Here is a 26083-nt window from a genome sequence, read left to right as displayed (position 1 = left end):
GGAGTCCGTCAGGTGAAGTCGCTTCCGCCGTCGACGTTGATGTCGGCACCGGTCATGTAGGAGTTGCGCCGCGACACCAGAAATGCGACGACGGCACCGATCTCGTCGGGAAAGCCGGCCCGCGGGAGGTGGGCCGGGTGGCCGAAGTGTTCGTCGATCGCGGACATCAACGCGTACGGGTCGCCGCCGTCGACGCCGACCGAGTCGGCCCAGCCGAGCAGTGCATCCGAAGCGATGCTGCCCGGAGAGACCACGTTGACGAGGATCTCGTCGCGGGCCAGCAGCAGCGACAGGTTCTTCGAGATGCTCGTCACCATGGACTTGGCCGCGGTGTAGGCCGGCAGGATCACGCTCTGGCGCTGCGTCGAGTGCGCGGAGAAGTTCACGATGCGTCCCCACTGCGCCTCACGCATCATCGGCAGCGCGGCACGAACGCAGTGCACCATGCCCATCACGCCCTCGTCGACGGCGCGGCGCCAATCGTCGTCACCGAGCTCGTCGAAGGTGCCGCGGACCGATGGGCCGACAGCGTTGACCAGAATGTTGAGCTCACCGTCCCACCGAGCGCCGAGATCAGCGAAGACCCGCCGGACCTGAGCCTCGTCGGAGATGTCGGCGACGCAGCCCAGGGCGTCCGGACTTCCCCTGTCACCCAGGTCCACTGCAGCGCGGTCCACGACATCGCGGGTGCGCCCGACCACCGCCACCCTCGCGCCGTCGTCGGCCAGACACTGTGCGGTCGCCAAACCCATACCGCGGCCCCCGCCCACCACCACGGCGGTGGCGTCCCGCAAGCCCAAGTCCATCCGAATCCGTTCGGCTGAGTCAGGTTCCCGTCCAGTTCGGCGCACGCTTCTCCGCGAACGCCGTCGCACCCTCCATGGCGTCCTTGGACGAGAACACCGGCATGATCAGTTCGTTCTGCTTGTCCCACATCTCGTCCTCGCTCCAGCCTGCCGACTGCGCGATGATCTGCTTGGTGACCGCCACGGCCAGCGGGCCGTTCGCGGTGATGCGCTCAGCGAGAGCCAACGCACCGGCCAGCGCCTCTCCCGGTTCGGTGACGACGTTGACGAAGCCCCACTGCGAAGCCTCCTCGGCGGTGAAGTTGTCGCCGGTCAGCGCCAGCTCGAGGGCTTTCTGGTACGGGATGCGGTGGGGCAGTCGCAGCAGTCCGCCACCGGCAGCCACCAGCCCGCGCTTGACCTCGGGAATGCCGAACTTGGCGTTTCTGGCCGCGACCACGAGGTCGGTGGCCAACACGATCTCGGTGCCGCCGGCCAGCGCATAACCCTCGACCGCGGCGATCACCGGCTTGCGCGGCGGGCGTTCGGTGAACCCGATTCCCCGGCCCGGAATGGCCGGAACCTCACCGGCCATGAACGCCTTGAGGTCCATGCCCGCGCAGAAGGTGCCGCCGGCTCCGGTCACGATCGCCACCGAGAGCTCATTGGTGTCGTCGAGTTCGTCCATGGCGTCTGCCAGACCCTGGGCCACGGCGAGGTTGAACGCGTTGCGCGCCTCCGGTCGATTGATGGTGATGACCAGAACCCGTCCCTGGCGCTCGGTGAGAACCTCGTCTGCCACTGTGCCCCTTTCGCCTGCCGCACTTCACCGTTCGTGCGATGTCGCCGGATATTGCTGGAAAACCTTACTATAGGACTTACAGTAAAAGAGTGGAACAACCGTGGGGACTGCCGAGCGGACGCCGGACGGTAGGGTCACGGTCACGGCGGACCCGCGACACGACTGCAAAGGCGCAGTTCAGACTATTGGCTGCCGGTAAATTGACTCGCGATGACTTGACGGCGACCGACCCCGCCCGCGGGGCTGCACGTCGTCATATCGAATGATGGAGGTGACCTGAGTGGCCAAGCAGGCGACCGCGGAGAAACGTCAGCGACGTGAACGCGGTTCCATCAACCCCGACGACATCATCAGCGGTGCATTCGAACTCGCCGAACAGGTGTCGATCGACAATCTGAGCATGCCGCTTCTCGGCAAGCACTTGGGCGTCGGAGTCACCAGCATCTACTGGTACTTCCGCAAGAAGGACGACCTGCTCAACGCGATGACCGATCGCGCGCTGCGCCAGTACGTCTTCGCCACGCCCTACGTCGAGGCCAAGGACTGGCGGGAGACGCTGCGCAACCACGCCCGGGGGATGCGGAAAACGTTTCTGGGCAACCCGATCCTTGCCGACCTGATCTTGATCCGGTCGGCACTGAGCCCCCGGGCGGCCAAGATGGGCGTGCAGGAAGTGGAGAAGGCGATCAGCAGCCTGGTCGAGGCGGGCTTGTCCCCCGAGGACGCCTTCGACACCTACTCGGCGATGTCGGTGCACGTCCGCGGGTCGGTGGTGTTGCAGCGACTTCGCGAGAAGAACCTGAGCACCGAAGATGGCCACGGAGACATCGACGACACGATGACGATCGATCCGGAGAGCGCCCCGTTGCTGGCGGCCGTGACTCAGCAGGGCCATCACCTCAGCGCGGCCGACGACCGCAACTTCGAGTTCGGGCTCGAGTGCATCCTCGACCATGCCGGCAGGCTCATCGAGGCGACCAAAAAGCCTGCGCGCAAACCGGCGAAGGCCGCCGCGCGCAAACGCTGACCAGCGCCACCCCCAGCGCCGACGGACAGCGCCGCCGGAATTGCATTCCAGCACGCCGTCACTCGAAATTCGCCTGCTGGAACGCAATTCCGGCGGTGTACGTGTCAGACCTCGACGATGACGGCGCCGCCCTGGCCGCCGCCCGCGCACATCGCCGCCATGCCGATGCCGCCGCCGCGGCGCTGCAACTCGTAGATCAGCGTGGTGACCATGCGGGCGCCGGATGCGGCGATCGGATGTCCGAGGCTGCAGCCGCTTCCGGAGAAGTTGACCAGCTCCTCGTCGAGCCCGTACTCCTTGCACGCGGCGATCGGCACGGAGGCAAATGCCTCGTTGATCTCCCACAGCGCGATGTCCGACGGCTTGAGTCCGGCCCGGTCGAGCACCTTGGCGATGACCCTGACCCCACCGAGGCCGGTGTCGCGCGGTGCGACGCCGATGGCGCCCCAGGCCCGCACGGTCGCCATCACGTTGAGTCCGTTCGCGGCGGCGTAGTCGCGCTCGACGAGTGCGACCCCGGCAGCGGCATCGTTGGTGCCGCTGGCGTTGCCCGCTGTGATCGAGAAGCCCTCGATCTCGGGGTGCAGCACCTTCAGCCCTGCCAGCTTCTCCAGCGTGGTGTCGCGACGGGGGGACTCGTCGACGCTGAAGTCCACGACCGATCCGTCGAACTGGGTCACCTTGAGCGGAACGATCTCGTCGACGAACTTGCCGGCGTCGATGGCGTCGACGGCACGCTGGTGCGACCGCACCGCCCAGACGTCCATTTCCTCACGGCTGATGCCCGCGGACTGGGCGGTGTTCCAGCCCACGGTGATGGACATGTCCTTCGACGGCGCGTCGGGTGTCTCCACGTGGGTGGGCGGCATCCAGCGTTCCTCGAACTTCAGCTCGGGGCCGGGAATGCGCCAGTTCGTCAGCGGGGTCATCGACAGCGACTGCACCCCGCCGGCGATCAACACCCGCTCCATGCCGGAGCCGATCTGCGCCGACGCGTTGCCGATGGCGGTCAGGCTGCCGGCACAGTGCCGGTTGACCGACTGGCCGGGGACATGCTGAAGCCCCGTGGCGTCGGCGGCGTAGCGCGCCAGGTCGCCACCGCCATAGTGAGATTCGGCGAAGATGATGTCGTCGATATCAGCAGGGTCGACACCTGCGCGACGGACCACCTCGGGCAGAACCGTGGTGATCAGCGTTTCGGGCGGCGTGTTGACCAGCGTGCCCTTGAATGACCGGCCGATGGCCGTCCTGGCAGCACCGACGATGACGGGTGTTGGCATGTTCTCGACCTCGGTTTCCACGTGAGCGAACTTTACAAAAGTAGCAGATACTGTAGCGCTGGTTACAGGTGAGCCGGGTCACTCCGGTTCGGCGACGTAAAAATGTTCGTCGCGCAGCCGGAACGCCTCCTTGGTGCCGTGCTGTGCGCGGGTCTTGACGAAGTTGAATTCACCGGGCGCGAACTGCAGGTTCGTGCCGAAGGCGTGGAAGAGGTAGCTCGCGACCTCCTCCCCCTGATAGGCCTGGCTCTGCTCGACCAGGCGGAAGGCCTCCTTGGCGATCACGACCCCGTCGGCGGGCATCTTCGCGGCTTTCTCCGCCCAGTACCGCGCCCGCGCGGCCACCGAATCTGCGTCGCAGGTGTCGGTGAAGACCCCGAGGTGCTCGACCTCGGCGGCTTCGATGATGTCGCCAGTGAGCAGCATCCGCCGGGCCAGCACGGGCCCCAGGCGATGGAAGAACATGTGCAGGCTGCCGAGTGCGGGGCCGAGAAATCGGGTCGCAGGCATCCCGATCTTCGTGGAGCGTCCGATCACCGAGATGTCGGTCATCAGCGCCATCTCGAAACCGCCGCCGAGTGCGTAGCCGCTGATCTCCCCCACGGTGATCTTCGGGAAGCCCATCAGGTTGTGATAGAAGCCGAACGATTTACGATCCACCGTGAGCCTGCGCCGCTGGCTCGGGCGGCGCTTCTGCTCGGGAGCATCGTGAGAGCCGTACCAGCCGTAGGCGTTGTTCATGTCGGCCCCGGTGCTGAACACGCCGTCGGCGCCGCGAAGCAGCACCACCGTGATGTCGTCGTCCTCGGCGACGTCATCGAGGTAGCGCGCGAGGAGCTCACGCATCGACGCGTCGTAGGAGTTGCGCTGCGCGGGGTTGTTCAGCGTGATGGTCGCGATGCGTTTGTCGCGATCCACGTCGAAGAGCACACGGTCATCGGCGGTGCCGGTCATCATCTGATCCTGTCGGTCGGGTGTTCAACGGTCTGGGCTCGAGATGAGCTTGGCCTCAATGGTTTTGTCGCTGCCCGCGGCGAGGGTATTGCGGCGTGCGGCGGCCAGATGGTCCTGCGCGAGCCGCGCCGCGCGCGCGGCGTTGCCGTCGGCGATGGCCTCGAGCAGCCTGCGGTGGTCGCGCAGCGCCGCCCTCATCGTCTTCGGTTCCATCGGATCGCCGGGGTGGCGTTCGTCGCTCCACACCGACGATTCGTGTGCCGACCAGATCACCTCCAGCGAGCCGATCAGCAGGATCATCGGCTCGTTGCCGCATCGGGACACCAGCGCCTCGTGGAATCTGCGGGCGTTGGGCACATACCGCGCCGGGGTGTCGAACTGGTCGACCTGATCGTCGATCGCCGACTGTAGGTGCGGCACCACCTCGGTCATCCGGTCTTCGCGGGCGGCGCACATCCCCGCGCAGATCGGTTCCAGGTGCAGAAGAGCCTCGCTGACATCACCGGGTGTGGCAGCCCGCGTCTGCAACACCATGCTGATCATGTGCGCGGTGCGATCGGCCGACGGCAGATGCACGACCGCGCCGCCCATGTTGCCGCGGCGCACCGAGATCAGGCCGTCGGACTCGAGGATGTGGATGGCTTCGCGCACCGCGGGTGGGCTCACGCCGAACTCGGCGAACAGGCTCTCCTGCGTCGGCAGCACATCACCTTCTTTGAGCCGCCCGGTCAGAATGTCGTCGCGCAACCGGGACGCCACGAGCTCGGCGACCCGGGGCTGACGAATGCGCTGTGCTGACACTGTTCCGTCGACGGCCTTTCCTTGCTAAGTTGTACAGGATAGTAATCGTAGTACCAACTGTATGGCTATCCATACAACTTCCGCGGCGTATGGTTTCCATGAGGAGATGACCGGGTGGGTGACGACGTCGGCACGGTCCGGCACACCAGCGATGACGCCATCCTGCGGATCGCCCTGGACCGTCCTGATCGTCGTAACTCATTGAGCCACAGCATGATCGATGAGCTCGTCGATGTCCTGACCCGGGCATCGACCGACGACTCGCTGCGTGCGGTACTCGTGACCGGTGCGGGTGGGGATTTCTGTGCCGGTGCGGACTGGGTTGCCACCAACAGTGCCGGTCGCCGCCCCAGGGCCGGCGACCTGACCCGGCGCATCCCACACACCGCGAACCGCCTCGTGGAACTCGTCGCATCGATTCAGCTGCCGGTGGTGTGCAGCGTGCGGGGCTGGGCAGTCGGCCTCGGCTGCAACCTCGCACTGGCCGCCGACTTCACCGTGGCGGCGGCGGACGCCACACTGTGGGAGCCCTTCATCGACCGCGGCTTCAGCCCCGATTCCGGCGCGACGTGGCTGCTTCCACGGCTCGCCGGCGTGACGCGGGCCAAACGCATGCTGCTCCTGGGCGAGAAGGTCTCGGGTAGCAACGCCGCCGAGTGGGGTCTGATCCACGCCGCCGTCGAACCGGCCGACGTCGACACCGCGGCCGACGAGCTCCTGACCCGGCTGGCGACGGGCCCCACGGTGTCGATCGGACTGGCCAAGCAGGCGATCAACTACGGTCTGCACGCGACCATGCAGCAGTCGATGGCCCACGAACTGGCCAGCCTCGAACTCTCTTGCAGGACATCGGATTTCAAGGAGGGTCTTGCCGCCTTCCGGGAGCGGCGATCGCCCGAGTTCGAGGGCAGATGACGAAGGGAAGTACGTGAGCACCCACCCAGGCCCATTCGACACCATCACCTACGAGGTCGACGCGCACAAGGCCACCATCACGTTGAACCGCCCCGAGGCTCTCAACGCGCTGTCCCCGCACATGGTGACCGAACTGCGCGCGGCCTACGACGAAGCCGAGGGCGACGACAACATCTGGTTGATGATCGTCACCGGTACCGGCCGGGCGTTCTGCACCGGCGCAGACGTCAAGGAGATCCCCGAGGACGGGAGGGTCATCTACGAGCGCCCCTATCTGTCGACCTACGACCAGTGGGAGGCGCCCCAGGAAGGCACACCCCCGTTCCGCCGGATGGCCAAACCGGTGCTGACCGCGATCAACGGCATCTGTTGTGGCGCGGGGCTGGATTGGGTCACCACCGGCGACATCGTGATCGCCTCGGACAAAGCCACGTTCTTCGATCCGCATGTCAGCATCGGTCTGGTCGCCGCGCGCGAGATGGTGCGCCTGGCGCGCGCCCTGCCGCGGTCGGTGGCGCTGCGGATGGCATTGATGGGCAAGCACGAGAGGATGAGCGCCGAGCGCGCCTACGAACTAGGCATGATCACCGAAGTTGTCCCGCACGAGTCACTACTGGCGCGGGCGCACGAGATCGCCGACATCGTCAATTCCAATGCGCCGCTTGCCGTGCGGGGCACCCGATTGGCCATCCACAAGACCCTGGACCTGCCGCTGCTGGAAGGCGAGATCCTGGCGGAGACGTTCCGCGAACGCGTCGTCCGCACCGAGGACGCCCTGGAGGGACCGCTGGCATTCGTGGAGAAGCGCACCCCCAACTGGCAGTGCCGATGAGTGTGCCGACGAGCGGATTCGAGACCATCCTGCTCGACCTGGACCACAACACGCGGGTCGCCACGGTCACGCTGAACCGTCCCGAAGCGCTGAATTCCTTCAATCGCACGATGTGTCATGAGATGAAAGAGATCTGGCGCATCATCAAAGATGACGAGGGCATCAACGCGGTGGTGCTGCGCGCCGCCGGCGAGCGAGCCTTCAGCGCCGGACTCGACATCAAATCCCGCTACGGCCAGCCGGATATCGTCTGGAACCACGAGGACCCCGGCGAGCTACTCAGCCCGAAATGGCAGAAGTTGTGGAAACCGGTGGTCTGCGCCGTGCAGGGAATGTGCACCGCGGGTGCGCTGTACTTCGTCAACGAGGCCGACGTGGTGATCTGCTCACAAAACGCCACGTTCTTCGACTCTCATGTCAGCGCGGGTCTGGTATCCGCGTTGGAGCCGATCGGTCTGATGCGCCGCATCGGGCTGGGTGACACGTTGCGGATGGCGCTGATGGGAAACGACGAACGGGTGTGCGCCGAGACTGCGCTGCGAATCGGGCTGGTCACCGAAGTCGTCACCGACCAGAAGCTCTGGGAAAGGGCCCACGAGATCGCCGCGACCATCGCCGCCAAGCCGCCCACCGCCACCCAGGGCACCGTCAAGGCGATCTGGGAATCGCTGGACAAACCGTACCGGGCGGCAATGGACCAGGGCCTCATCTACACCCGGTTGGGCAACCCGACTCGCCACCGCGGAGTTGGCGGCTCTCGATATCCCGAAGACACCGCCGCGGATCCGCTGATGCCCCATCCGCTCTCCCGCCGCGTCAACGCTGTCCTGAACCTGGACCCGGCCGCCGCGGCCATCGAATTCGAGGGGTCCTGGGTCACCTGGGCGCAGGTCGCCACGCTGGCGCAGCGCATCACCGCGCTGGTCGGCACAGCCAGGGTCGGGGTCATGCTCCGCAATCAACCTGCGCACGTCGCGACACTGCTCGGTGTGCTGGCCGGCGGCGGCACCGTCGTGGTCATCAACCCCGCCCGCGGCGACGAGCGCACCAGAGCCGACCTCGACGCGCTGAGATTACCGATGATCATCGGCCTGGCCGCGGACCTCGCCGCCCTCGCCCCATCCACCTCGGCGACCACGGTGGCCATCAGCGATCTGCTGACCGCACCGGTGGTCACCGAGGGTGCCGCAACCGGAGATTGCGGGCGTCCCGGTGTTGCGGTGTGGATGCTGACCAGTGGCACGACCGGCCCGCCGAAGCGGGTCGATCTCACCTACGACATGCTGGCTCGCAGCGTCATCGGGCGCGAACCGGCCGACTCCCCCGACCCCACCGCTCTGCGCCGAGGCGTCGCGATCGTCAACTCGCCCCTGGTGCACGTAGGAGGCGTGTTCCGAATACTGCTCTGTATCGCCGAAGCGCGCCCCTTTGTCCTGATGCCGAAGTTCGACCTGCAGCGCTGGGCCGATGCCGTGCGCGAACACCGCCCGCGGGCGGTGTCGCTGGTGCCCACGGCGTTGCGGATGGTGTTGCATTCCGACCTCACTCGCGAAGACCTGGCCGGCATTCGTGTCGTCACCTCGGGTACCGCGCCGCTGTCGGCCGACGATGCGGACGCGTTCACCGAGAAGTTCGGCGTCCCGGTGCTGACCTCCTACGCGGCAACCGAATTCGGCGGCGGCGTGGCCGGCTGGACGCTTCCCGACCATCAGAAGTACTGGCGAGAGAAGCGCGGCAGTGTCGGCCGGGCGAACCCGGGAACGACGCTGCGGGTCGTCGACGACGCCGGCGTACCACTGGGACCGGACACCGTCGGCCTGCTGGAAGTCAAACCCGCACAGTTCGACTCGGCCCGGGACTGGGTACGCACCACCGATATCGCGCGCCTCGACGCCGACGGGTTCCTGTGGATCCTCGGACGGGCCGACCAGGCGATCATCCGCGGGGGCTTCAAGGTGCTGCCCGATGACGTCCGCAGCGCACTGGAGAGTCATCCCGCGGTACGAGGTGCCGCGGTGATCGGTCAACCCGACCCGCGTCTCGGGGAAACGCCTGTCGCTCTTGTCGAACTGCGCACCGACACCTCGGCCGGGGGCGAGGAACTCACCGAGTATCTGCGGACTCTGCTGGCCCGCTACGAGATACCCAGCAACATCGTCGTCGTCGATGCGATCCCGCGGACTCCCTCGGGCAAACCCGATCTGGCGGCGGTCCGGTCGTACTTCACCCAGACATGACCGTCGCTGCAGACGACGCCCGGCTCACACCACGTGGCGATCCCTCAACCCTGCGATGTCCGCTGCGGTGTAACCGACTTCGTTCAATACCTCATCGGTGTGCTCGCCGAGCAGCGGTGCCCGCCGACGGATCGCGCCGGGGGTGGCCGACAGCCGGAACGGGGTCTCGATGATCGGCACGTCATGCGGCGCGCCGGGAAACGGGACACGCTGCAGATAGCCCATCGCCGCGACGTGCGGGTCGTCGAGCACCTCTTGTGTCGAATTCATCGGTGCCGCGGGCAGCTTCGCCGCCTCGAGCAGCTCGAGAACCTCGGCTTTGGTCTTGTCGGCACACCACTGCGCCATGGCCTCGTTGAGGACATCCCCGTTCTCCCAACGCAGATCGTCACCCGCGAACCGGGGATCGTCGACCCACTCGGCCCGCTCCACGAGGCGGCACCAGCGCTTGAACATCGGCCTGCCGGCGATCTGCAGCAATACCCACCCACCGTCGGAGGTCTTGTACAGGTCACATGGCGCCACCGACGTTCCCTGGTTGCCCATCCGCGGCTTGTCCGTGCCGAGCAGATCGCGTTCGATCAGGAACGCGTTCGACAGCATCATCGCGGTGGGCAGCAGCGCCCCCTCGACATGCTGGCCCTCCCCCGTGCGGTCACGGTGATAGAGGGCCATCATCACCCCGATGGTCAATGTCAGCGCGGTACCGAAGTCGGCGTAGGGCACCACCGTTCGGATCGGCTGCTCTGGCAGTCCCTGCCGAGACACCGCTCCCGACATCACCTGACCGGCACCGTCGAAACCTATCCGGTCGCTGTAGGGACCTCCTTCGCCGTACGCGGTCGCGCTGGCCAGGATGATGTCCTGCCTCACTTCGCGCAGGGTCTCATAGTCCAGACCGTTGGCCCGCATTCCCGCCGCAGGCATGTTGGCGACGACGATGTCCGACCGTGCCACCAATTTCCGGGTGATCGCCTTACCGTCGTCGGTGGTCGTATCCAGGGTCAGCGAACGCTTGTTGCGGTTGCACTGCAGGTAGGTTCCGCCCTCGCCGCTCTCGGTGACCGATTGCACCCAGCGATCCTCACCGCCTTCGCGCTTCTCGATCCGCACGACGTCGGCACCCATGTCGGCCAGCAGCGCCGAACACCATGGTGCGGCGATGAAGCGACCGAAGTCGAGCACCCGCACACCGTCGAGGACGCCCATGGCCCACCTTTGCAGAAGAGGTGACTGTAAGTCTTACGGTACGTTAACCGATCACACCCCGGCGGGTCAGATGCTCGATCAACGGCGCCGCCCCGGCGGCAAGGTGCTCTGACATCGCCGAGCGCGCGAGGGACTCATCCCGGCTCGCCAATGCGTTCAGCAGGCGCCGGTGATGTGCGTTGGATTGGTCCGGCCAGCCATCGATGGTGGGAAACACCGATTCGGGGGCATAACGGGTGATCTGCGACATCAGCTGCGCGAGTTTCGGCGAGTCCGCGGCGACGTTGATGGCGCGGTGGAAATCGTGGTTGAGGCGCCGGGCCCGCTCGCCGTCGTCGGCGGCGTACGCGACCTCGAGGTCGTCCTGGATCCTCGTCAACTCCTGCAGTTGAGAATCACTGATACCGGCGGCTGCTCGGGCGGCGAGTTCGCCCCCGATGTGAGCCTGCACATCCGACACGTCGGTGATGTCGCGCACGGTCACCGGCCGCACCACAAAGCCCCGACGAGGCTGCTGCTCGAGCAGCCCCTCGGCTTTGAGCTCGAACAGCGCTTCTCGGACCGGGGTCACGCTGATCCCCAATCCGGCTGCCAACTGGTCGAGACGCACATACGTTCCGGCAGCGTAGGTTCCGTCGAAAATCCGACCGCGAACGATGCGCGCCACGTCCTCGGCGAGCTGGGGCCTTGCGGCGAAGTCGGGGATGGTCACCGGATCAGACCCGGTAGTCGGCCAACAGGCGCTTGCTGATGATGTTCTTCTGGATCTCGCTGGTGCCCTCGCCGATCAGCAGGAACGGGGCATCCCGCATCAGCCGCTCGATCTCGTATTCCTTGGAGTAGCCGTATCCGCCGTGGATGCGGAAGCTCTGCTGGGTCACCTCGGCGCACACTTCACTGGCGAAGTACTTCGCCATACCGGCGGAGACGTCGTTGCGCTCTCCGGAGTCCTTGAGCCGGGCGGCGTTGACCATCATCAGGTGCGCGGCTTCGACTTTGGTGGCCATCTCGGCCAATTGGAACGCGATGGCCTGGTGCTCGGCGATCGGCTTTCCGAAGGTGCTGCGCTGCTGCGCGTAGCGCACCGCCAGCTCGAAGGCCCGCACGCCGACACCGCACGCCCGCGCCGACACGTTGACCCGTCCGACCTCCACGCCGTCCATCATCTGGAAGAAGCCCTGCCCGGGCGCCTCCCCGAGGATATCGGTGGCTTTGGCCGGGTAGCCGTCGAAGATCATCTCGGTGGTGTCGATGCCCTTGTAGCCGAGTTTGTCGAGCTTGCCGGGAATGGTCAGTCCCGGCGTCACTTCACCGAATCCGGAGGGCTTTTCGATCAGGAAGGCGGTCAGGTTGCGATGCGGTTTGTCGGCACCCTCGTCGGTGCGGACGAGCGCGGCCACCAGGGTCGAGCTGCCGCCGTTGGTCAACCACATCTTCTGACCGTCGATGGTGTAGGTGCCGTCACCGTTGTTCCTGGCCCTGGTGCGGATCGCCGCGACGTCGGAGCCGAGTTCGGGTTCGGACATCGAGAAGGCGCCGCGGGTCTCGCCGGTCGCCATCTTCGGCAGGTAGTAGTTCTTCTGCGCATCCGTGCCGTGCTGGCGGATCATGTAGGCCACGATGAAGTGGGTGTTGATCACCCCCGACACGCTCATCCAGCCGCGCGCGAGTTCCTCGACGCACAGCGCGTAGGTGAGCAGCGACTCCCCGAGCCCGCCGTACTCCTCGGGGATCATCAAACCGAACAGGCCCATCTCCCGCATGGCGTCGACGATCGCCTGCGGATAGGTGTCGGCGTGTTCGAGCTCCTGGGCGTTGGGGATCACTTCCTTGTCGACGAACCGTCTCACCGTCGAGACGATCTCCGTCTGGAACTCGCTGAGCCCCAGCGTCTGCGCGAGCCTAGTCATGCGCGATCCCGCTCCGCTTCTCGCTGTTCGTCATCCGACAACCCTTTCGAATACTGCGGCCAGGCCCTGCCCGCCGCCGATGCACATCGTCTCCAGGCCGTAGCGCCCGCCGCGACGATGCAGTTCGCGTGCCAGCGTCGCCAGCATCCGTCCCCCGGTCGCGCCGACCGGGTGGCCGAGCGAGATCCCCGATCCGTGCACATTGGTGCGCTCCAAATCGGTTGGGCCGAAGTCCCACTCCCGCATGCAGGCCAGCGCCTGGACCGCGAAGGCCTCATTGAGCTCGATCAAGTCCATGTCCGCGAGGGTGAGGCCGGCCTTGGCCAGTGCCACTTCGGTCGCCGGCACCGGACCGATACCCATCACGTCCGGCGCCACCCCTGCCACTCCCCACGACACCAGCCGGACCAGTGGGGTGAGACCGAGCGCAGCCGCCTTGTCCGGTGTGGTCACCACACACATCGATGCGGCGTCGTTCTGTCCGCTGGAGTTGCCGGCCGTCACTGTCGCTCCTGGATCATCCTTGCCCAGAACGGGTTTGAGTTTTGCCAGGGAATCCAGCGAGGTGTCGGCCCGCGGGTGTTCGTCGGTGTCGATCACCGTATCGCCTCCGCGCGAGGACACCGTCACCGGGATGATCACTTCGGCCAACAACCCGTCGGTCTGGGCGCCAACTGCCCGGCGGTGCGACAGCACGGCCAGCTCGTCCTGCTCTTCCCGCGGTATCGAATACTGCCTGCGCAGATTCTCGGCAGTCTCGAGCATGCCGCCGGGGACCGGATGGTTACGGCCACCCGCGGTGGTCCTGCCGCGCGCCAGAGCATCGTGCACCTTCACTCCCCCGCGGGCACCTCCCCAGCGCATGTCGGTCGAGTGGAACACCACGTTGCTCATCGATTCGGCACCACCGGCGACGACGACATCGTTGTTGCCACTTGCCACTTGCATGCAGGCCTGGAGGACTGCCTGCAGACCGGATCCGCAGCGGCGGTCGATCTGCATCCCGGGCACGGTCACCGGCAGTCCGGCGTCCAGGGCGATCACCCGCCCGATCGCCGGCGCCTCCATGCTCGGATAGCAGTGTCCGACGATCACATCTTCAACCGAATCGCCCGCGATGCCGGTCCGCTCGAGGAGTCCGTGCAGCGCGGCAACACCGAGATCGACGGCGGTCAGCGCCTTGAACATGCCGTTGTAGCGGCCGATCGGCGTGCGGACGGGTTCACAGATGACGGCTTCGCCCATCAGAGGTGCCGCCCACCGGTGACTTCGAGGACCGTGCCGGTCATGTACGACGACAGGTCGGAGCCCAGGAACAGCGCCACGTTGGCGACCTCGTCGGGCTCACCGGCGCGACCCATGGGGACCTCCGCCACCTTGGAATCCCAGATGTGTTGTGGCATGGCCTCTGTCATGGCTGAACGGATGAGACCGGGCTGGATGGCGTTGACCCTCACCCCGAGGTAGGCCAACTCCTTGGAGGCAGCTTTGGTCATCCCCACGATGCCTGCCTTGGCGGCCGAGTAGTTGGTCTGTCCGAGCATGCCGACCTTGCCGGAGATCGAGGACATGTTGATGATCGCGCCGCTCTTCGCCTCCCGCATCACCGCGGCAGCGGCTCTGAGGCCGTTCCAGGTTCCCTTCAGGTGCACTGCGATCACCTGATCGAACTGCTCCTCGGTCATCTTGCGCATCGTCGCATCGCGGGTGATGCCTGCGTTGTTGACCATGATGTCCAGGGCGCCGAACCCGTCGACCGCAGCGGCCACCAGCGCGTCGACCTCGTCCGAATGGGTGACGTCACAGCGGACGGCACGGGCGACGTCGTCACCTCCGAGTTTCTCGGCGGCGGCCCGGGTCGCGTCCAGGTTCACATCACCCAGGACCACACGCGCGCCCTCGGCGATGAACCGCTGCGCGATCGCATAACCCAGACCTTGCGCTCCTCCGGTGACCACAGCCGTTCGACCAGTCAGCAACAACACCTGTCCACCAATCCTCACGTCCGCCCGGAAGGCCGACTGTGCTCATATCTGATATACGATATTCGAAAAGCATAGCGCCCCGAGGAGCTCAGCCGATGACCACATCCGAAGTCAGCGACAACGATTTCCGGGAGATACTGGCTCAGACCCGCCACTTCGTCCGCACCGCCGTCGTCCCCCGGGAGCAGGAGATCCTCGCCGGCGATCAGGTTCCCGACGATCTGCGCGAGCAGACCAAGAAGATGGGGCTGTTCGGCTACGCAATCCCCCAGCAGTGGGGTGGTCTGGGCCTGAATCTCGCGCAGGACGTCGAACTCGCCCTGGAACTGGGCTACACGTCGTTGGCGCTGCGGTCGATGTTCGGCACCAACAACGGGATCGCCGGCCAGGTGCTGGTCGGGTATGGCACCGACGAACAGAAGTCGAGATGGCTGGAGGGCATCGCCTCCGGCGACGTGGTCGCATCGTTCGCGCTGACCGAACCCGGCGCCGGCTCGAACCCCTCAGGTTTGCGGACCAAGGCGGTGGCCGACGGCGACAGCTGGATCATCAACGGCCAGAAGCAGTACATCACCAACGCACCCACCGCCGACCTCTTCGTGACCTTCGCCAGGAGCAGGCCGGCGGACGACAAGGGCGCCGGCATCGCCGTGTTCCTCGTGCCCGCCGATGCGCCGGGTGTGACGGTGGGCCCCAAGGACAGCAAGATGGGCCAGGAAGGCGCGTGGACAGCGGATGTCACGTTCACCGATGTCCGCGTTCCCGCCACCGCACTGGTCGGGGGCAGCGAGGACATCGGCTACCGCGCGGCGATGACGTCGCTGGCCCGTGGCCGTGTGCACATCGCCGCGTTGGCGGTGGGCACGGCTCAGCGAGCACTCGACGAGTCAGTGGCCTATGCCGCCTCGGCGACACAGGGCGGCACCCCGATCGGCGAATTCCAATTGGTGCAGGCGATGCTCGCCGATCAGCAGACCGGGGTGCTCGCGGGCCGCGCACTGGTCCGCGACACCGCGCAGAAGTGGCTCACCGAGGAGGACCGGCGCATCGCGCCGTCGGCAGCGAAACTCTTCTGTACCGAAATGGCAGGCAAGGTCGCCGATCTCGCGGTGCAGATACACGGCGGCAGCGGCTACATGCGCGACGTGCCGGTAGAGCGGATCTACCGCGACGTGCGATTGCTCCGACTCTACGAGGGCACCAGTGAGATCCAGCGGCTGATCATCGGCGGCGGACTGGTCAAAGGCGCGTCCCGATGACCGGTCGGCTCGACGGCCGAGTTGCATTCATCACCGGAGCGGCCCGCGGTCAGGGCCGCGCGCACGCCGTGCGGATGGCCCGAGAAGGTGCGGACATCATCGCCGTCGACATCGCGGGCCCACTTCCGCAGTGCGTCCCCTACGATCCGGCGACACCTGAGAACCTCACCGAGACAGTGACACTGGTAGAGAAAGCCGGGCGGCGCATCGTTGCTTCGGTGGTCGATACCCGCGACAGCGAGGCGCTCAACGCCGCGGTCACACAGGGGGTGGCCGAACTCGGCCGACTGGACGTCATCGTCGCCAACGCCGGGGTGTCCGCACCGCAGGCATGGGACGACATCCGTCCCGAGGACTTCCGCGACGTCATGGACATCAACGTGACCGGCACGTGGAACACCGTCATGGCGGGGGCACACAAGATCATCGAGGGCGGCCGGGGTGGCTCCATCATCCTGATCAGCTCAGCAGCGGGAATCAAGTTGCAGCCCTTCATGATCCACTACACGGCAAGCAAACACGCGGTGACCGGAATGGCGCGTGCCTTCGCCGCTGAACTCGGCAAGCACTCCATCCGGGTGAACAGCGTCCACCCGGGACCCGTCATGACGGACATGGGCACCGGCGAGATGGGCACGGCGCTGTCGAAGGCGATGGAGACCAACCCGCAGCTTTCCCACATGATGACGCCGTTCCTGCCGACCTGGGCGGTCGAACCCGAGGATGTCGCCGACACCGTGAGTTGGTTGGCGTGTGACGACTCGAAATACATCACGGCCAGCGCCATCTCGATCGATCAGGGGTCTACGCACTACTGAGCGCGAAGGTCCGATCCAGGAACGCAGTCTGGTCCTGGGCGGTCTTGTCGAACCAGTCATGCCCGGGCCAGACATCGAAGTGGTCACACGGGTAGTGATGCACCTGAGCCCTGCCGTGCGCCGCGGTGGCCGCCACCGCTGCTGCGGGCACGTACTGGTCGAAGTCGGCGATCTGCACCAACAGCGGGCAGCGCAACTTCCTGGCCGCCGCGGTGGTGCGCACTCCGACCACTTCCAGGCCGATCGAACAGTCGATCTCGTTTCGCCAGGTCGGTCCTGCCAGCGACAGATAGCTTTCGTAGGCGCCGTCGAGCGCCAGTGCACCCGCTTCGCCGACCGGAGCGACCAGTGGCATCAGAGTGGGGACGCCTCCCCTGCCCACGGCGACCCGGCTCCTGACACCGGAGAGCGTCCAGCGCAGCGACGAGACGATGCTGCGCGATCTCATCGCCGCGCGGCTCACGGCGACCCCGCTCGTCAGCGGGGTCAGCGCGATCACCGCTCCGATGTCATCGCGCTCGGCGGCCACCCTGAGCACGTGGCCGCCCGAGAACGACGCCCCCCACAGTGCGATCCGAGAGGCATCAACACCGTCCAGTCGCTTGGCCGCCTCGACAGCGGCGTGATAGTCGTCGATCTGACGACGTACCGAAAGCGATTGCCGTGGTTCGCCTTCCGAGGCACCGAAGCCCCGATAGTCGAAGGCCAGCACGTCGATTCCGGCTGCCCCGAACCGTTGCGCGAACGGTTCCAGACCGGAGTCCTTGGTGCCGCCGAAGCCATGCGCCATCACGACCAGGGGCCTGCTCGAGGATCCGGACGCGGCGGCGAAATGCCATCCGCTGCAGGTGACACCGCCGCTGACGAAGGACACGTCGTGCGGCGTCATCGCACCACCAGATGGGCACGCTGGGCACGTGTGATGCCTGCGGGCATCTCGCGGGTGCGCATGTCGTGTTCGTACACAAAGAAGTCAACCTGCTGGGTATGCCGGGGGCGGTCGGTGCAGTGCCCGGCGTGCAGCTGCTGATCGGCGTCGATGACCCGCTCCATCTCGGCTACCGGAGGAAGTGCGTACCGACCCACGGCGTAGGCCGCCAGAAGCCGCGACTGACACTCCACGAAGGGGAACAGCGTCGGCACCGACTGGGCGAAGCCGATGAAGGCCAGGTCGTCGATACCGGGCTTGAACATCCGCTTGTAGAGCCGGATCTGATTGTCCGGGGCGCTCATGAACTCGGGGTCGAAGAACGGGAACGTGATGTTGTATCCGGTGGCGTAGATGATGACGTCGAAGTCGTCACTGGTGCCGTCGTCGAAGTGGACGGTGTCCCCGTCCAGACGGGCCACGTTCGGCTTGGGCGCCACGTCTCCGGACCCCAGCCGCAGCGGCAGTTCGACGGACTGGGTCGGATGGGCCTCGAACAGTTTGTGATTCGCCGGCGGCAGACCGTACATCGTCGGGTCGGTTCCCAGCATCGGTGCGACCAGCTGGACCGCCTTGCGCTGCCACGACAGCGGAAGGTGGGGCGAGGTCCGCCAGAACATGTCCCCGGGACGGCCGGCGATGTACTTGGGCACGATCCACGCGCTGGATCGTGTCGACAGGGTGACGTGATTACCCAGTGCCCGCGAGGACAACTCCACGGTGATGTCGGCGGCGCTGTTGCCGATGCCGACCACGAGGATGCGCTTTCCGCTCAGTTCCAGAGGCGTCGACGGATCGACGTAGTGATGGGAGTGGATCGATTCGCCCGCGAAGGATCCCGGGAACTCGGGCAGGCGAGGGTCCCAATGGTGCCCGTTGGCGACCACCAGCAGATCGAATCGACGCTCGGCGCCGGCCTGGTCGAGGATCCGCCAGCCACCGGGCCCCTCCCGGGTTGCGTGCACCACGCCGTTGCCGAACTCGATGTGCTCGAGCAGCCCGAACGCCTCGGCATAGTCGTCGAGGTACACCTTGATCTCGGAGTGGTGCGGAAACGACGGATAGTGCTCGGGCATCGGGAAGTCCTTGAAGGACAGCCGATGCTTGGACGTGTCGATGTGCAGCGAGCGATAGGCGCTGCTGTGCCCGTTCGGATTGCCGAACGCCCAATTGCCGCCGATGCGGTCGGACGTCTCGAACGTCGTGTAGCGGACGCCGTAATCCCTGAGCATCTTGCCTGCCGTCAGACCGCTGATGCCGGCCCCGATCACCGCGACATGCGGGTCTTCTCGATTCACCGTCACTCCTCACGCCGAAACGCAATTTACGAGGGTTTTTGACGTACGTCAACAGTCACTGACGCTCGTGAATTCGGTCGGTGGGTAGCCGCGGCTCAGCCGATGAAGCGCACGATCGACTCGGCCACGGCGGCGGGCTTGTCCGATCCCTCGATCTCCACGGTCGTACTAAGGACAGCCTGGACCGCGCCGTCGAGTTGGGTCACCGAGGCGATCTGAGCGCGTGCCCGCAGCTTCGTGCCCACGCGGACCGGCGTGATGAAGCGGACCTTGTTGTATCCGTAGTTAATTGCCATGGCCACGTTGTCGACGCTGTAGAGCTGATGGGTGAAGTGCGGCAGCAGCGACAGTGTCAGCAGTCCGTGGGCGATCGTGCCACCGAATGGCCCGCCGGCGGCCCGTTCCGGATCGACGTGGATCCACTGATGGTCATCGGTGGCCTCAGCGAACAAATCGACCCGATCCTGGGTGATCTGAAGCCACTCGGTAGGGCCGAGTTCGGCGCCCTCGGCGGCAATGAATTCCGCCAACCCATTGAACTTCTTCATTGATGTCTCCTTTGACCCGGACCGCCCGCAGAACGGCCTCTCGATACACCGGGAATGATGCGCGTTCCTCACAGTGCCACAGCACCACGGCGTAATTCGCGGCACCATGCCCCTTCGGATCGCCGTGAATCGACCTCAACCGATCCCGTGACCCGAAGCTCGAATGTGGCACCCGCTGCCGAATTTTTCGTGTTTCAGACGTTGCGACACCTTCACGCAGCGAACCCGTCAGCTGAACGAACCATCTCCGGCTCGCCGCCGGGCGCTGCCGAAGACCGCTGGGCAGCGAACGTCCGGAGAGCGAATGCCGACGGCAACTGAGCGCAGTAAGGCAATGCAGTCGTAATATCCAGAGCACGGCGTCAAAAGACTAATCACCATGCTGCCGGGTTTCACGAGTAATCAATTCTTCTGCCACCACACCGATCGGTCCGAGCAATTCCGGACGCCAAACTAGGGCCCCTGTTTGCCATCGGTCCGACGATTCTGACCAGAAATCCGAAAAACAGAAAAGGTCGGGTGGCTAGCTGGAATTAGTACCACCTGCGGCGACATACTGATCTCGTCGCTTTTACACCTAAGCCGGTTAGGGATAGTCGGCAGCCGAGCGGTACGACGTTGTCTCGCCCGCTGCCCAACGATGGGAATGACAATGACAATCTCCTCACTCGAATCCATCCATGAGTTCGATTTCCGGCTTGCCCGGCGCCACAGTTGGTGGGATGACGACGCAGAATGCACCTTGGTCATGTCGCAACCGGGACTCGACCCCGTCCTGTGGCGGGAGTATCTGAGCGGAGCGGAGCGCAGCTACCGCAAACACGGCGTGGAGAGCGCGCTCGACATCGCCGAGATCTGCGATGGGCACGACACTGCCCTGTTCTGGGTAGCTCTCGACTCGGCTGATCGGGTCATCGGCGGCGTCCGGGCCAAGGGACCCTTGACCGGCGCCGACGATTCGCATGCAGTCGTCGAATGGGAAGGCCAACCGGGCCTGTCGGCGGTGCGCAAAATGATCGACGATCGTGCGCCTTTCGGCATTCTCGAGATGAAATCCGCCTTCGTGACCGATGATCCAGCCCGCAACAAGGGGGTCACGCGAGCACTGGCGCGTAGCGGATTCCACGGGATGGCGGCGATGGATCTGCAATTCTGCATGGCCACTTCGGCACCGCATGTGCTCGACAAGTGGCGTTCCTCGGGTGGCGTGGTGGCGTCGATCCCGGCAACGCCGTACCCCGACCCGCGGTACCGGACCAAGATGATGTGGTGGGACCGCAGAACATTCATCCAGCACGCCGAACCTACCCAGGTCTCCAAGATCTTCAACGAGATCCTCGGCATGGACCAGGTCTCGGCCGGCACGGCCGACGTCGTCGCGATGCCGTGACGACGCACGGCGACAGCAGGGTCGCCGTCTCCGACCAGACTGCACAGCGGGACCTCAACCACGCTGCACCCGCCGTATTCTGACTGCACGATGCCTGACAACCCCCCGCTCCGCAGCCTCGACCTGGTGGTCACTTCGGTGGCCACCCGCTTGATGGCAGCGAATGCGGCCACGTCGGTCGAGGTCAGCCAGCAGGTGATGGCCGACCTCACGTCCTACCTCGGCGTCGACGTCAGTTTCCTGCGGTACAACGACCATTCGATTCGGGCGTCCCGACTGGTCGCCGAATGGCCGGTCCGGACGGATGTTCCCGATCCCGATCCTCTCGGGCTGGTCTATTTCGCCGATGCGGACCCGGTGTTCGCCGAGTCCGAATACGGCAAGAAGCCGATGGTGTTCCGTCCCGAACCCGCCACCGACGACTATCAGCGCCGAATCGAGGAAGGCCGCGCCGTGCCCGCCACGTCGATGGCAGCCGCGCCGCTGGTATCCGGCGAGGACACCACCGGCGTTCTCGGTTTCGTCAAGTTCGGCGACCGGGAGTGGAGTCCGGAAGAACTCAACGCTCTCGAGGCCATCGCGTCGCTGTTCGCCCAGGTGCAGGCGCGAGTCCAGGCCGAGGCGCAACTGCGTTTCCTGGCAGACCATGACGACCTCACCGGACTGAACAACAGACGGGCCTTGTTGGCGCACCTCGATGAGCGGTTGGCCGAAGGCCGGCCTGGCCCGGTCTCGGCGCTGTTCTTCGACCTCGACCGACTCAAGGCGATCAACGACTACCTCGGCCACACCGCCGGCGACTGGTTCATCCGGGTGCTCGCCGAACGCCTTCGCAGGGGCGCCGAGGGTCCCAACCTGATCGCCCGACTCGGCGGCGACGAATTCGTCGTGGTGCCGTCGAACCCGATGGATGCCGACACCGCCGAGGCACTCGCGTATCGACTTCAGTCGTCGCTGCGCGAACGCGTCTCCATCGACGGTGAGATGCTCACCCGGACGGTGAGTATCGGCGTCGCACTGGGCATTCCGGGTAGGGACACCACCTCGGATCTCCTGCGCCGAGCCGACCAGGCGGTGCTGACCGCAAAGGGTTCGGGCGGCAACAAGGTCGCGGTGTTCACCGACGACATGTCGATGGAGAGCGAGTTCCGCAACGACATCGAACTGCACCTGCAGAGTGTCATCGAAAACGGCGCACTGCTCTTGCACTACCTCCCCGAAGTCGACATGCGGACCGGCGAGATCCTGGCCGCCGAGGCCCTGGTCCGCTGGCAACACCCGACCCGGGGCCTGCTCTCCCCCGATGCGTTCATCGGCGTCGCCGAATCGATAAACCTCGCCGGTGAATTGGGGCGCTGGGTGATGCGGACGGCGTGCGCCGAATTCGCCGGTTGGCGGGCACGCGGCGTCGGCACGAACACCGTGCTGCGGATCAACGTCTCCCCGGTCCAATTGGTCACCGACGGGTTTGTGGAATCCGTCGCGGGCATACTCACCGAGTTCGAGCTCGACCGGTGGTCGGTCTGCCTGGAGATCACCGAGAGCGTCGTCGTCCAGGACATCGAGACCACCCGAATCACCCTGGCGGGGTTGAAAGAAGCCGGTGTTCTGGTAGCCATCGACGACTTCGGGACCGGCTACAGTGCGCTGTCCCATCTGAAGTCACTGCCGGTCGACACCCTCAAGATCGACAAGGGATTCGTGCAGGACCTCGGCTCGGATCCGGGTGACCTCGCGATCGTGCGGGCCATCATCGCGCTCGCCGAAGCGTTCGGTCTGGAACTGGTCGCCGAGGGCGTGGAAACCGAAGCAGCCGCGCTCACGTTGCTCCGCCACGGCTGTCACCGGGCGCAGGGCTTCCTGCTGTCTCGACCCATTGCCGCGGCGGCGATGGAATCACTGTTGGCCAAGGGGCGGATCCCGCTGCACTTCTCGGCGTCCTCGCCGCGCACGTAGCCCCGGGGCGTCAGGCAGGTTCGAGCGCCTCCGACGACTCCCCTGCGGACGCTGCGGCAGCGTGGGCGACGACTGGGTCCGACGTCAACAACTCGACGCGGCCGAACCGACTGGCCGCCTTGCTCACCAACGCGATCTGCACTTCCGCCCCACCTCCCCTGGGCAGCAATGGAGCGCGACCGGTGGGTGATCCGGCCCTGCTGAGCAGGATGCCGTGGCGTGCACGAACGGCGAAGTGGCCATCGGGCGTTGCGAAGACTGCGCCGATCACCGCACCCTGCTCGAAGACCAGGCGGTCCAATCGGGTCACCGGGTGCACCCTCACACCGCGGACGTGCGCTTCTTCGTCGAGCCAGTCGTGCACCGAGCCCACCACGTCACCCGGGTCGGGGGTCATCGAACCGATCTCGGCGACCTCGACGACGTCACCGTCTTCGGACTCCATCGAGGTCGTGGTCCATTCGGAGACGCGGGTGTACAGGTAACCCGATGGTGAGGCGATGCAGCGAGCGGTCCAATCCCGCAGCCGCGAACCGACGAACGCAGGAATTCGGCGCCCCGCCTGCGCGGGTGGTTCCGCGGTGAGCCTGATCGGTAGAGCATGCGCCGACTCGGGGATTCTCGCGGGGTCCAGCCCTTCCGTCAGGTCGGCGAGGTAGGCCAGGGTGTCGCCATCGTCGCCGTCGAGGCTGAACCATTTCGGGCGGTCACCCGCGGCGCCGGTCGCTCTGGGGTCCGGCGAACCCGCGACGAGCACCTCGGCGCCACCGTCAACCGCAGAGATCGCACAGGCCAACCCCGCCATACCGGCATCGGCGCATACGACATCCACCTCGTCGTGCCACTGCTGATCCCACACCATAGTTATGTGTCCCGTATTTGCCATTGCCGAGATTCACGACCTGGTCTCATAATGCCCCTAGTCGGCCGTGGATCTCGCAGAATGCTCGTGACAGAATCGCTGGGCGTCACCGGTTTATGTATTGCCGAAAATTTGCCATGAACGACTATGGCTAAAGGACGATCGCCTACGCCGCTCACTTCTGAAAGGCCGCTCGTCGAGTTCCAGCCCGGTGCGCTCATCTATCCATTCTGCGCGATATCCGGACTACTCATGACGAGCGAACGAATCTGCGCGCCGGAACTCCGATCGTGTGCCCGTCGAGTGGCCGGCCTTGCCCGGTGTGTGGCCACCTAACTAACTAGGTTTACTCTGTTTCCTGCACGCCACAGAGAGGGGCATCTCGATGGACCTGGACTGGTCGTCGACCGACCTCGCGTTCCGCGATGAAGTTCGCACCTTTCTCGACGAGAAGCTCACGCCTGAGTTGCGTCGGGCAGGTCGGCTGATGACAAGTGTGTATGCCGACCACGACGCCAGCATGGAGTGGCAGCAGATCCTCCATGACCGGGGTTGGGCAGCGCCGGCATGGCCAGTGGCCCACGGCGGATGCGACTGGAGCCTGACCCAGCACTACGTCTTCAGCAGAGAGTCGACGCTGGCAGGTGCGCCGTCGTTGTCGCCGATGGGCATCAGGATGGTCGCGCACGCGATCATCAAGTTCGGTACCGACGAGCAGAAGATCTACTTCCTGCCGCGCATCCTGACCGGCGAGGTGTTCTTCTGCCAGGGCTACTCCGAGCCGGAGGCGGGTTCGGACCTGGCGGCTCTGTCGATGGCCGCCCGCGACGACGGCGATCACCTGGTCTGCACCGGTAGCAAGATCTGGACCACCCACGCGCGAGAAGCGAACTGGATGTTCGCCTTGGTGCGCACCACCCGCGGCGACAAGAAGCAACGGGGCATCACGTTCGTGCTGTTCGACATGTCCACGCCCGGAGTCGAGATCCGCCCGCTGGTGATGACCTCGGGCGAAGAAGTGCAGAACCAGGTGTTCTTCGACGAGGTGCGGGTGCCCAAGACCAATGTCATCGGCGAGATCGACGACGGTTGGACGGTTGCCAAGTACCTGCTGGAGTTCGAACGCGGAGGGGGCGCGGCCGCGCCGGCGCTACAGGTGATGGCCGAGGAGATCGCCACCGTCGCCGGCGGGCAGCCCGGACCCGGCGGGGGGCGACTTCTCGACGACCCCGCCTTCGCCCGCAAGCTCGCCGATGCCCGGATCCGCACCGAGGTTCTCGAGATCCTCGAATACCAGGTGCTTGCCGTGGTGTCTGCGGGCGGGAACCCGGGGGCGAAATCATCGATGCTCAAGGTGCTCAGCACCGAGCTGAGTCAGTCGATCACCGAGCTGGCGATGGAGGCCGCAGGGCCGCGGGGTCGGGTGTATCAACCGCATGCGACGTGTCCCGGTGGACCCATCGCCGATTTTGAGGCGCCCGTCGGTGGCTACGTCAGCGGTGAGGCCTGGCAGGCCGTGGCTCCGCTGCGGTACTTCAATGATCGCGCCGGCTCGATCTATGCCGGTAGCAACGAAATTCAGCGCAACATTCTGGCCAAGGCTGCATTGGGGCTGTAGATGGACTTCACACTCAACGACGAACAGGAACTGCTGCGCAACGGGCTCAGCAGATTCCTCGCGACGCGCTACGACCTGGAGAAGAGCCGGTCCGCAGCCAAGACCGGCGCAGGCTGGCAGCCCGACATCTGGCGCGCGTTCGCCGATGAACTCGGCATTCTCGGTGCGACGCTGCCCGAAGAACACGGCGGAATCGGCGGCGGGCCGGTCGAGTTGATGTTGATCGCCGAGTCTCTGGGGCATGCTCTGGTGGTCGAGCCCTACGTCGATACCGCGGTCGTCGCGGCGGGTCTGTTGCGCCGGGCCGGAGCCACCGACCTGTTGGAGGCGGTGGTCTCCGGGCACACCATCGTCACACTGGCCGCCACCGAAGCGACGTCGGGTGAGCACTGGCGCAACGTCACCACCCGCGCCGAGCGCGACGGGGAACAGTGGGTGCTGACGGGCACCAAGATCGTCTCGGCCAGCACGCCGCTGGCCAGTCATGTGCTGGTCACGGCAAGGACGTCCGGCGAACAAGACGACGACGACGGCATCTCGCTGTTCGTGGTCGAACTCAGCTCGGCGACTGCGGCTATCGAACTGCACCACTACCGGACCATCGACGACCGGCGAGCCTCCGACATCGTCCTCGATGGACTTCGGTTACCGCCGGCGGCCCTGCTCGGT

Annotated in this window: 24 protein-coding genes and 1 pseudogene; 11 read left to right on the top strand and 14 right to left on the bottom strand. The window is 65.7% G+C overall.

Annotation, left to right across the window (positions count from 1 at the left end; translation table 11 throughout):
- Window positions 1-8 precede the first annotated feature (8 nt).
- The gene (locus WA965_RS12295) at window positions 9-806 is read right to left on the bottom strand and encodes an SDR family NAD(P)-dependent oxidoreductase (protein ID WP_526298618.1); all 798 of its coding nucleotides are present in this window, start codon (window positions 804-806) and stop codon (window positions 9-11) included.
- A gap of 19 nt (window positions 807-825) precedes the next feature.
- Window positions 826-1587 carry a crotonase/enoyl-CoA hydratase family protein gene (locus WA965_RS12290; protein WP_178362039.1) on the bottom strand — a complete coding sequence of 254 codons (762 nt, stop codon included), beginning with the start codon at window positions 1585-1587 and terminating at the stop codon, window positions 826-828.
- A gap of 280 nt (window positions 1588-1867) precedes the next feature.
- Between WA965_RS12290 and WA965_RS12285 the strand changes: the two genes are divergently transcribed.
- Complete coding sequence (locus WA965_RS12285) at window positions 1868-2614, top strand: TetR/AcrR family transcriptional regulator (RefSeq protein WP_526298614.1); 747 nt, start codon at window positions 1868-1870, stop codon at window positions 2612-2614.
- Window positions 2615-2718: 104 nt separating this feature from the next.
- On the opposite strand, the gene WA965_RS12280 is transcribed toward WA965_RS12285, so the two are convergent.
- The 3 genes from WA965_RS12280 to WA965_RS12270 all read right to left on the bottom strand — a co-directional run bounded on the left by WA965_RS12280 (window position 2719) and on the right by WA965_RS12270 (window position 5649).
- A complete protein-coding gene (locus tag WA965_RS12280; protein WP_526298612.1) occupies window positions 2719-3894 on the bottom strand; it encodes a thiolase family protein in 1176 nt (391 codons plus the stop codon).
- Between the two features lie 78 nt (window positions 3895-3972).
- Window positions 3973-4848 carry an enoyl-CoA hydratase/isomerase family protein gene (locus WA965_RS12275; protein ID WP_526298610.1) on the bottom strand — a complete coding sequence of 292 codons (876 nt, stop codon included), beginning with the start codon at window positions 4846-4848 and terminating at the stop codon, window positions 3973-3975.
- Window positions 4849-4872: 24 nt separating this feature from the next.
- Entirely contained in the window at window positions 4873-5649 is a 777-nt protein-coding gene (locus WA965_RS12270) for a FadR/GntR family transcriptional regulator (protein ID WP_526298609.1), read from the bottom strand.
- 114 nt (window positions 5650-5763) lie between these two features.
- Between WA965_RS12270 and WA965_RS12265 the strand changes: the two genes are divergently transcribed.
- From WA965_RS12265 to WA965_RS12250, 4 genes and pseudogenes are all read left to right on the top strand, one after another.
- On the top strand, window positions 5764-6564 hold the full coding sequence (locus WA965_RS12265; protein ID WP_526298607.1) for an enoyl-CoA hydratase/isomerase family protein: 801 nt from the start codon (window positions 5764-5766) through the stop codon (window positions 6562-6564).
- A gap of 13 nt (window positions 6565-6577) precedes the next feature.
- Entirely contained in the window at window positions 6578-7396 is an 819-nt protein-coding gene (locus tag WA965_RS12260) for an enoyl-CoA hydratase/isomerase family protein (protein ID WP_526298605.1), read from the top strand.
- Window positions 7393-8188 (top strand): annotated as a pseudogene (locus tag WA965_RS12255) (enoyl-CoA hydratase/isomerase family protein). The gene WA965_RS12260 and the pseudogene WA965_RS12255 overlap by 4 nt, the downstream one beginning before the upstream one ends.
- A complete protein-coding gene (locus WA965_RS12250; RefSeq protein WP_526298603.1) occupies window positions 8188-9633 on the top strand; it encodes a class I adenylate-forming enzyme family protein in 1446 nt (481 codons plus the stop codon). Before WA965_RS12255 ends, WA965_RS12250 begins: the two are co-directional and overlap by 1 nt.
- Window positions 9634-9657: 24 nt before the next feature.
- Here the strand turns inward: WA965_RS12250 and WA965_RS12245 are convergent, their stop codons facing one another.
- The 5 genes from WA965_RS12245 to fabG are packed head-to-tail and all read right to left on the bottom strand — an operon-like array spanning window position 9658 to window position 14737.
- The gene (locus WA965_RS12245) at window positions 9658-10842 is read right to left on the bottom strand and encodes a CaiB/BaiF CoA transferase family protein (protein WP_526298601.1); all 1185 of its coding nucleotides are present in this window, start codon (window positions 10840-10842) and stop codon (window positions 9658-9660) included.
- A 43-nt stretch (window positions 10843-10885) separates the two neighbouring features.
- Window positions 10886-11554 (bottom strand): GntR family transcriptional regulator, encoded by a 669-nt coding sequence (locus WA965_RS12240; RefSeq protein ID WP_526298599.1) that lies wholly within the window; start codon window positions 11552-11554, stop codon window positions 10886-10888.
- A gap of 4 nt (window positions 11555-11558) precedes the next feature.
- Window positions 11559-12752 (bottom strand): acyl-CoA dehydrogenase family protein, encoded by a 1194-nt coding sequence (locus WA965_RS12235; protein WP_526298597.1) that lies wholly within the window; start codon window positions 12750-12752, stop codon window positions 11559-11561.
- 30 nt (window positions 12753-12782) lie between these two features.
- Window positions 12783-13997, bottom strand: a complete 1215-nt coding sequence (locus WA965_RS12230; protein ID WP_526298595.1) for a thiolase family protein — start codon at window positions 13995-13997, stop codon at window positions 12783-12785.
- Window positions 13997-14737: a 3-oxoacyl-ACP reductase FabG gene (fabG, locus tag WA965_RS12225; protein ID WP_526298593.1), complete on the bottom strand. Its 741-nt coding sequence runs from the start codon at window positions 14735-14737 to the stop codon at window positions 13997-13999. Before fabG ends, WA965_RS12230 begins: the two co-directional genes overlap by 1 nt.
- A gap of 95 nt (window positions 14738-14832) precedes the next feature.
- Between fabG and WA965_RS12220 the strand changes: the two genes are divergently transcribed.
- Window positions 14833-15996 carry an acyl-CoA dehydrogenase family protein gene (locus WA965_RS12220; RefSeq protein WP_526298591.1) on the top strand — a complete coding sequence of 388 codons (1164 nt, stop codon included), beginning with the start codon at window positions 14833-14835 and terminating at the stop codon, window positions 15994-15996.
- Complete coding sequence (locus WA965_RS12215) at window positions 15993-16814, top strand: mycofactocin-coupled SDR family oxidoreductase (RefSeq protein WP_526298589.1); 822 nt, start codon at window positions 15993-15995, stop codon at window positions 16812-16814. The genes WA965_RS12220 and WA965_RS12215 overlap by 4 nt, the downstream gene beginning before the upstream one ends.
- Here the strand turns inward: WA965_RS12215 and WA965_RS12210 are convergent.
- From WA965_RS12210 to WA965_RS12200, 3 genes are all read right to left on the bottom strand, one after another.
- Window positions 16801-17703 (bottom strand): alpha/beta hydrolase, encoded by a 903-nt coding sequence (locus WA965_RS12210; protein ID WP_526298587.1) that lies wholly within the window; start codon window positions 17701-17703, stop codon window positions 16801-16803. The two genes, WA965_RS12215 and WA965_RS12210, sit on opposite strands and share 14 nt — an antisense overlap.
- Window positions 17700-19040, bottom strand: coding sequence for a flavin-containing monooxygenase (locus WA965_RS12205; RefSeq protein ID WP_526298585.1), 1341 nt, complete (start codon window positions 19038-19040; stop codon window positions 17700-17702). Before WA965_RS12205 ends, WA965_RS12210 begins: the two co-directional genes overlap by 4 nt.
- A 95-nt stretch (window positions 19041-19135) precedes the next feature.
- Complete coding sequence (locus WA965_RS12200) at window positions 19136-19588, bottom strand: MaoC family dehydratase (RefSeq protein ID WP_526298583.1); 453 nt, start codon at window positions 19586-19588, stop codon at window positions 19136-19138.
- Window positions 19589-20240: 652 nt separating this feature from the next.
- Here WA965_RS12200 and WA965_RS12195 point away from each other — a divergent pair.
- A complete protein-coding gene (locus WA965_RS12195; protein WP_526298581.1) occupies window positions 20241-20978 on the top strand; it encodes a hypothetical protein in 738 nt (245 codons plus the stop codon).
- A gap of 90 nt (window positions 20979-21068) precedes the next feature.
- Window positions 21069-22934, top strand: coding sequence for a putative bifunctional diguanylate cyclase/phosphodiesterase (locus tag WA965_RS12190; RefSeq protein ID WP_526298579.1), 1866 nt, complete (start codon window positions 21069-21071; stop codon window positions 22932-22934).
- Between the two features lie 10 nt (window positions 22935-22944).
- On the opposite strand, the gene WA965_RS12185 is transcribed toward WA965_RS12190, so the two are convergent.
- Window positions 22945-23796, bottom strand: coding sequence for a hypothetical protein (locus tag WA965_RS12185; RefSeq protein WP_526298577.1), 852 nt, complete (start codon window positions 23794-23796; stop codon window positions 22945-22947).
- A 385-nt stretch (window positions 23797-24181) separates the two neighbouring features.
- Between WA965_RS12185 and WA965_RS12180 the strand changes: the two genes are divergently transcribed.
- Window positions 24182-25414, top strand: a complete 1233-nt coding sequence (locus tag WA965_RS12180) for an acyl-CoA dehydrogenase family protein (protein ID WP_526298575.1) — start codon at window positions 24182-24184, stop codon at window positions 25412-25414.
- Window positions 25415-26083, top strand: a 669-nt coding sequence (locus WA965_RS12175; protein WP_526447566.1) for an acyl-CoA dehydrogenase family protein, incomplete at its 3' end; no start/stop codon positions are given.

This window comes from Mycobacterium sp. (assembly GCF_049683935.1).
In the GTDB taxonomy this organism is placed as follows: Bacteria; Actinomycetota; Actinomycetes; order Mycobacteriales; family Mycobacteriaceae; genus Mycobacterium.
The sequence above is the reverse complement of the archived record's forward strand: the minus strand, read 5'-3'. Positions and strand labels throughout refer to the sequence as shown.

What these genes read in the sequence shown, in the direction of transcription:
- WA965_RS12295 (WP_526298618.1), bottom strand. Translation starts at nt 806, where the DNA reads ATGGACTTGGGCTTGCGGGACGCCACCGCCGTGGTGGTGGGCGGGGGC.
- WA965_RS12280 (WP_526298612.1), bottom strand. Translation starts at nt 3,894, where the DNA reads ATGCCAACACCCGTCATCGTCGGTGCTGCCAGGACGGCCATCGGCCGG.
- WA965_RS12275 (WP_526298610.1), bottom strand. Translation starts at nt 4,848, where the DNA reads ATGACCGGCACCGCCGATGACCGTGTGCTCTTCGACGTGGATCGCGAC.
- WA965_RS12250 (WP_526298603.1), top strand. Translation starts at nt 8,188, where the DNA reads ATGCCCCATCCGCTCTCCCGCCGCGTCAACGCTGTCCTGAACCTGGAC.
- WA965_RS12245 (WP_526298601.1), bottom strand. Translation starts at nt 10,842, where the DNA reads ATGGGCGTCCTCGACGGTGTGCGGGTGCTCGACTTCGGTCGCTTCATC.
- WA965_RS12235 (WP_526298597.1), bottom strand. Translation starts at nt 12,752, where the DNA reads ATGACTAGGCTCGCGCAGACGCTGGGGCTCAGCGAGTTCCAGACGGAG.
- WA965_RS12230 (WP_526298595.1), bottom strand. Translation starts at nt 13,997, where the DNA reads ATGGGCGAAGCCGTCATCTGTGAACCCGTCCGCACGCCGATCGGCCGC.
- WA965_RS12220 (WP_526298591.1), top strand. Translation starts at nt 14,833, where the DNA reads ATGACCACATCCGAAGTCAGCGACAACGATTTCCGGGAGATACTGGCT.
- WA965_RS12215 (WP_526298589.1), top strand. Translation starts at nt 15,993, where the DNA reads ATGACCGGTCGGCTCGACGGCCGAGTTGCATTCATCACCGGAGCGGCC.
- WA965_RS12210 (WP_526298587.1), bottom strand. Translation starts at nt 17,703, where the DNA reads ATGACGCCGCACGACGTGTCCTTCGTCAGCGGCGGTGTCACCTGCAGC.
- WA965_RS12200 (WP_526298583.1), bottom strand. Translation starts at nt 19,588, where the DNA reads ATGAAGAAGTTCAATGGGTTGGCGGAATTCATTGCCGCCGAGGGCGCC.
- WA965_RS12195 (WP_526298581.1), top strand. Translation starts at nt 20,241, where the DNA reads ATGACAATCTCCTCACTCGAATCCATCCATGAGTTCGATTTCCGGCTT.
- WA965_RS12190 (WP_526298579.1), top strand. Translation starts at nt 21,069, where the DNA reads ATGCCTGACAACCCCCCGCTCCGCAGCCTCGACCTGGTGGTCACTTCG.
- WA965_RS12185 (WP_526298577.1), bottom strand. Translation starts at nt 23,796, where the DNA reads ATGGTGTGGGATCAGCAGTGGCACGACGAGGTGGATGTCGTATGCGCC.
- WA965_RS12180 (WP_526298575.1), top strand. Translation starts at nt 24,182, where the DNA reads ATGGACCTGGACTGGTCGTCGACCGACCTCGCGTTCCGCGATGAAGTT.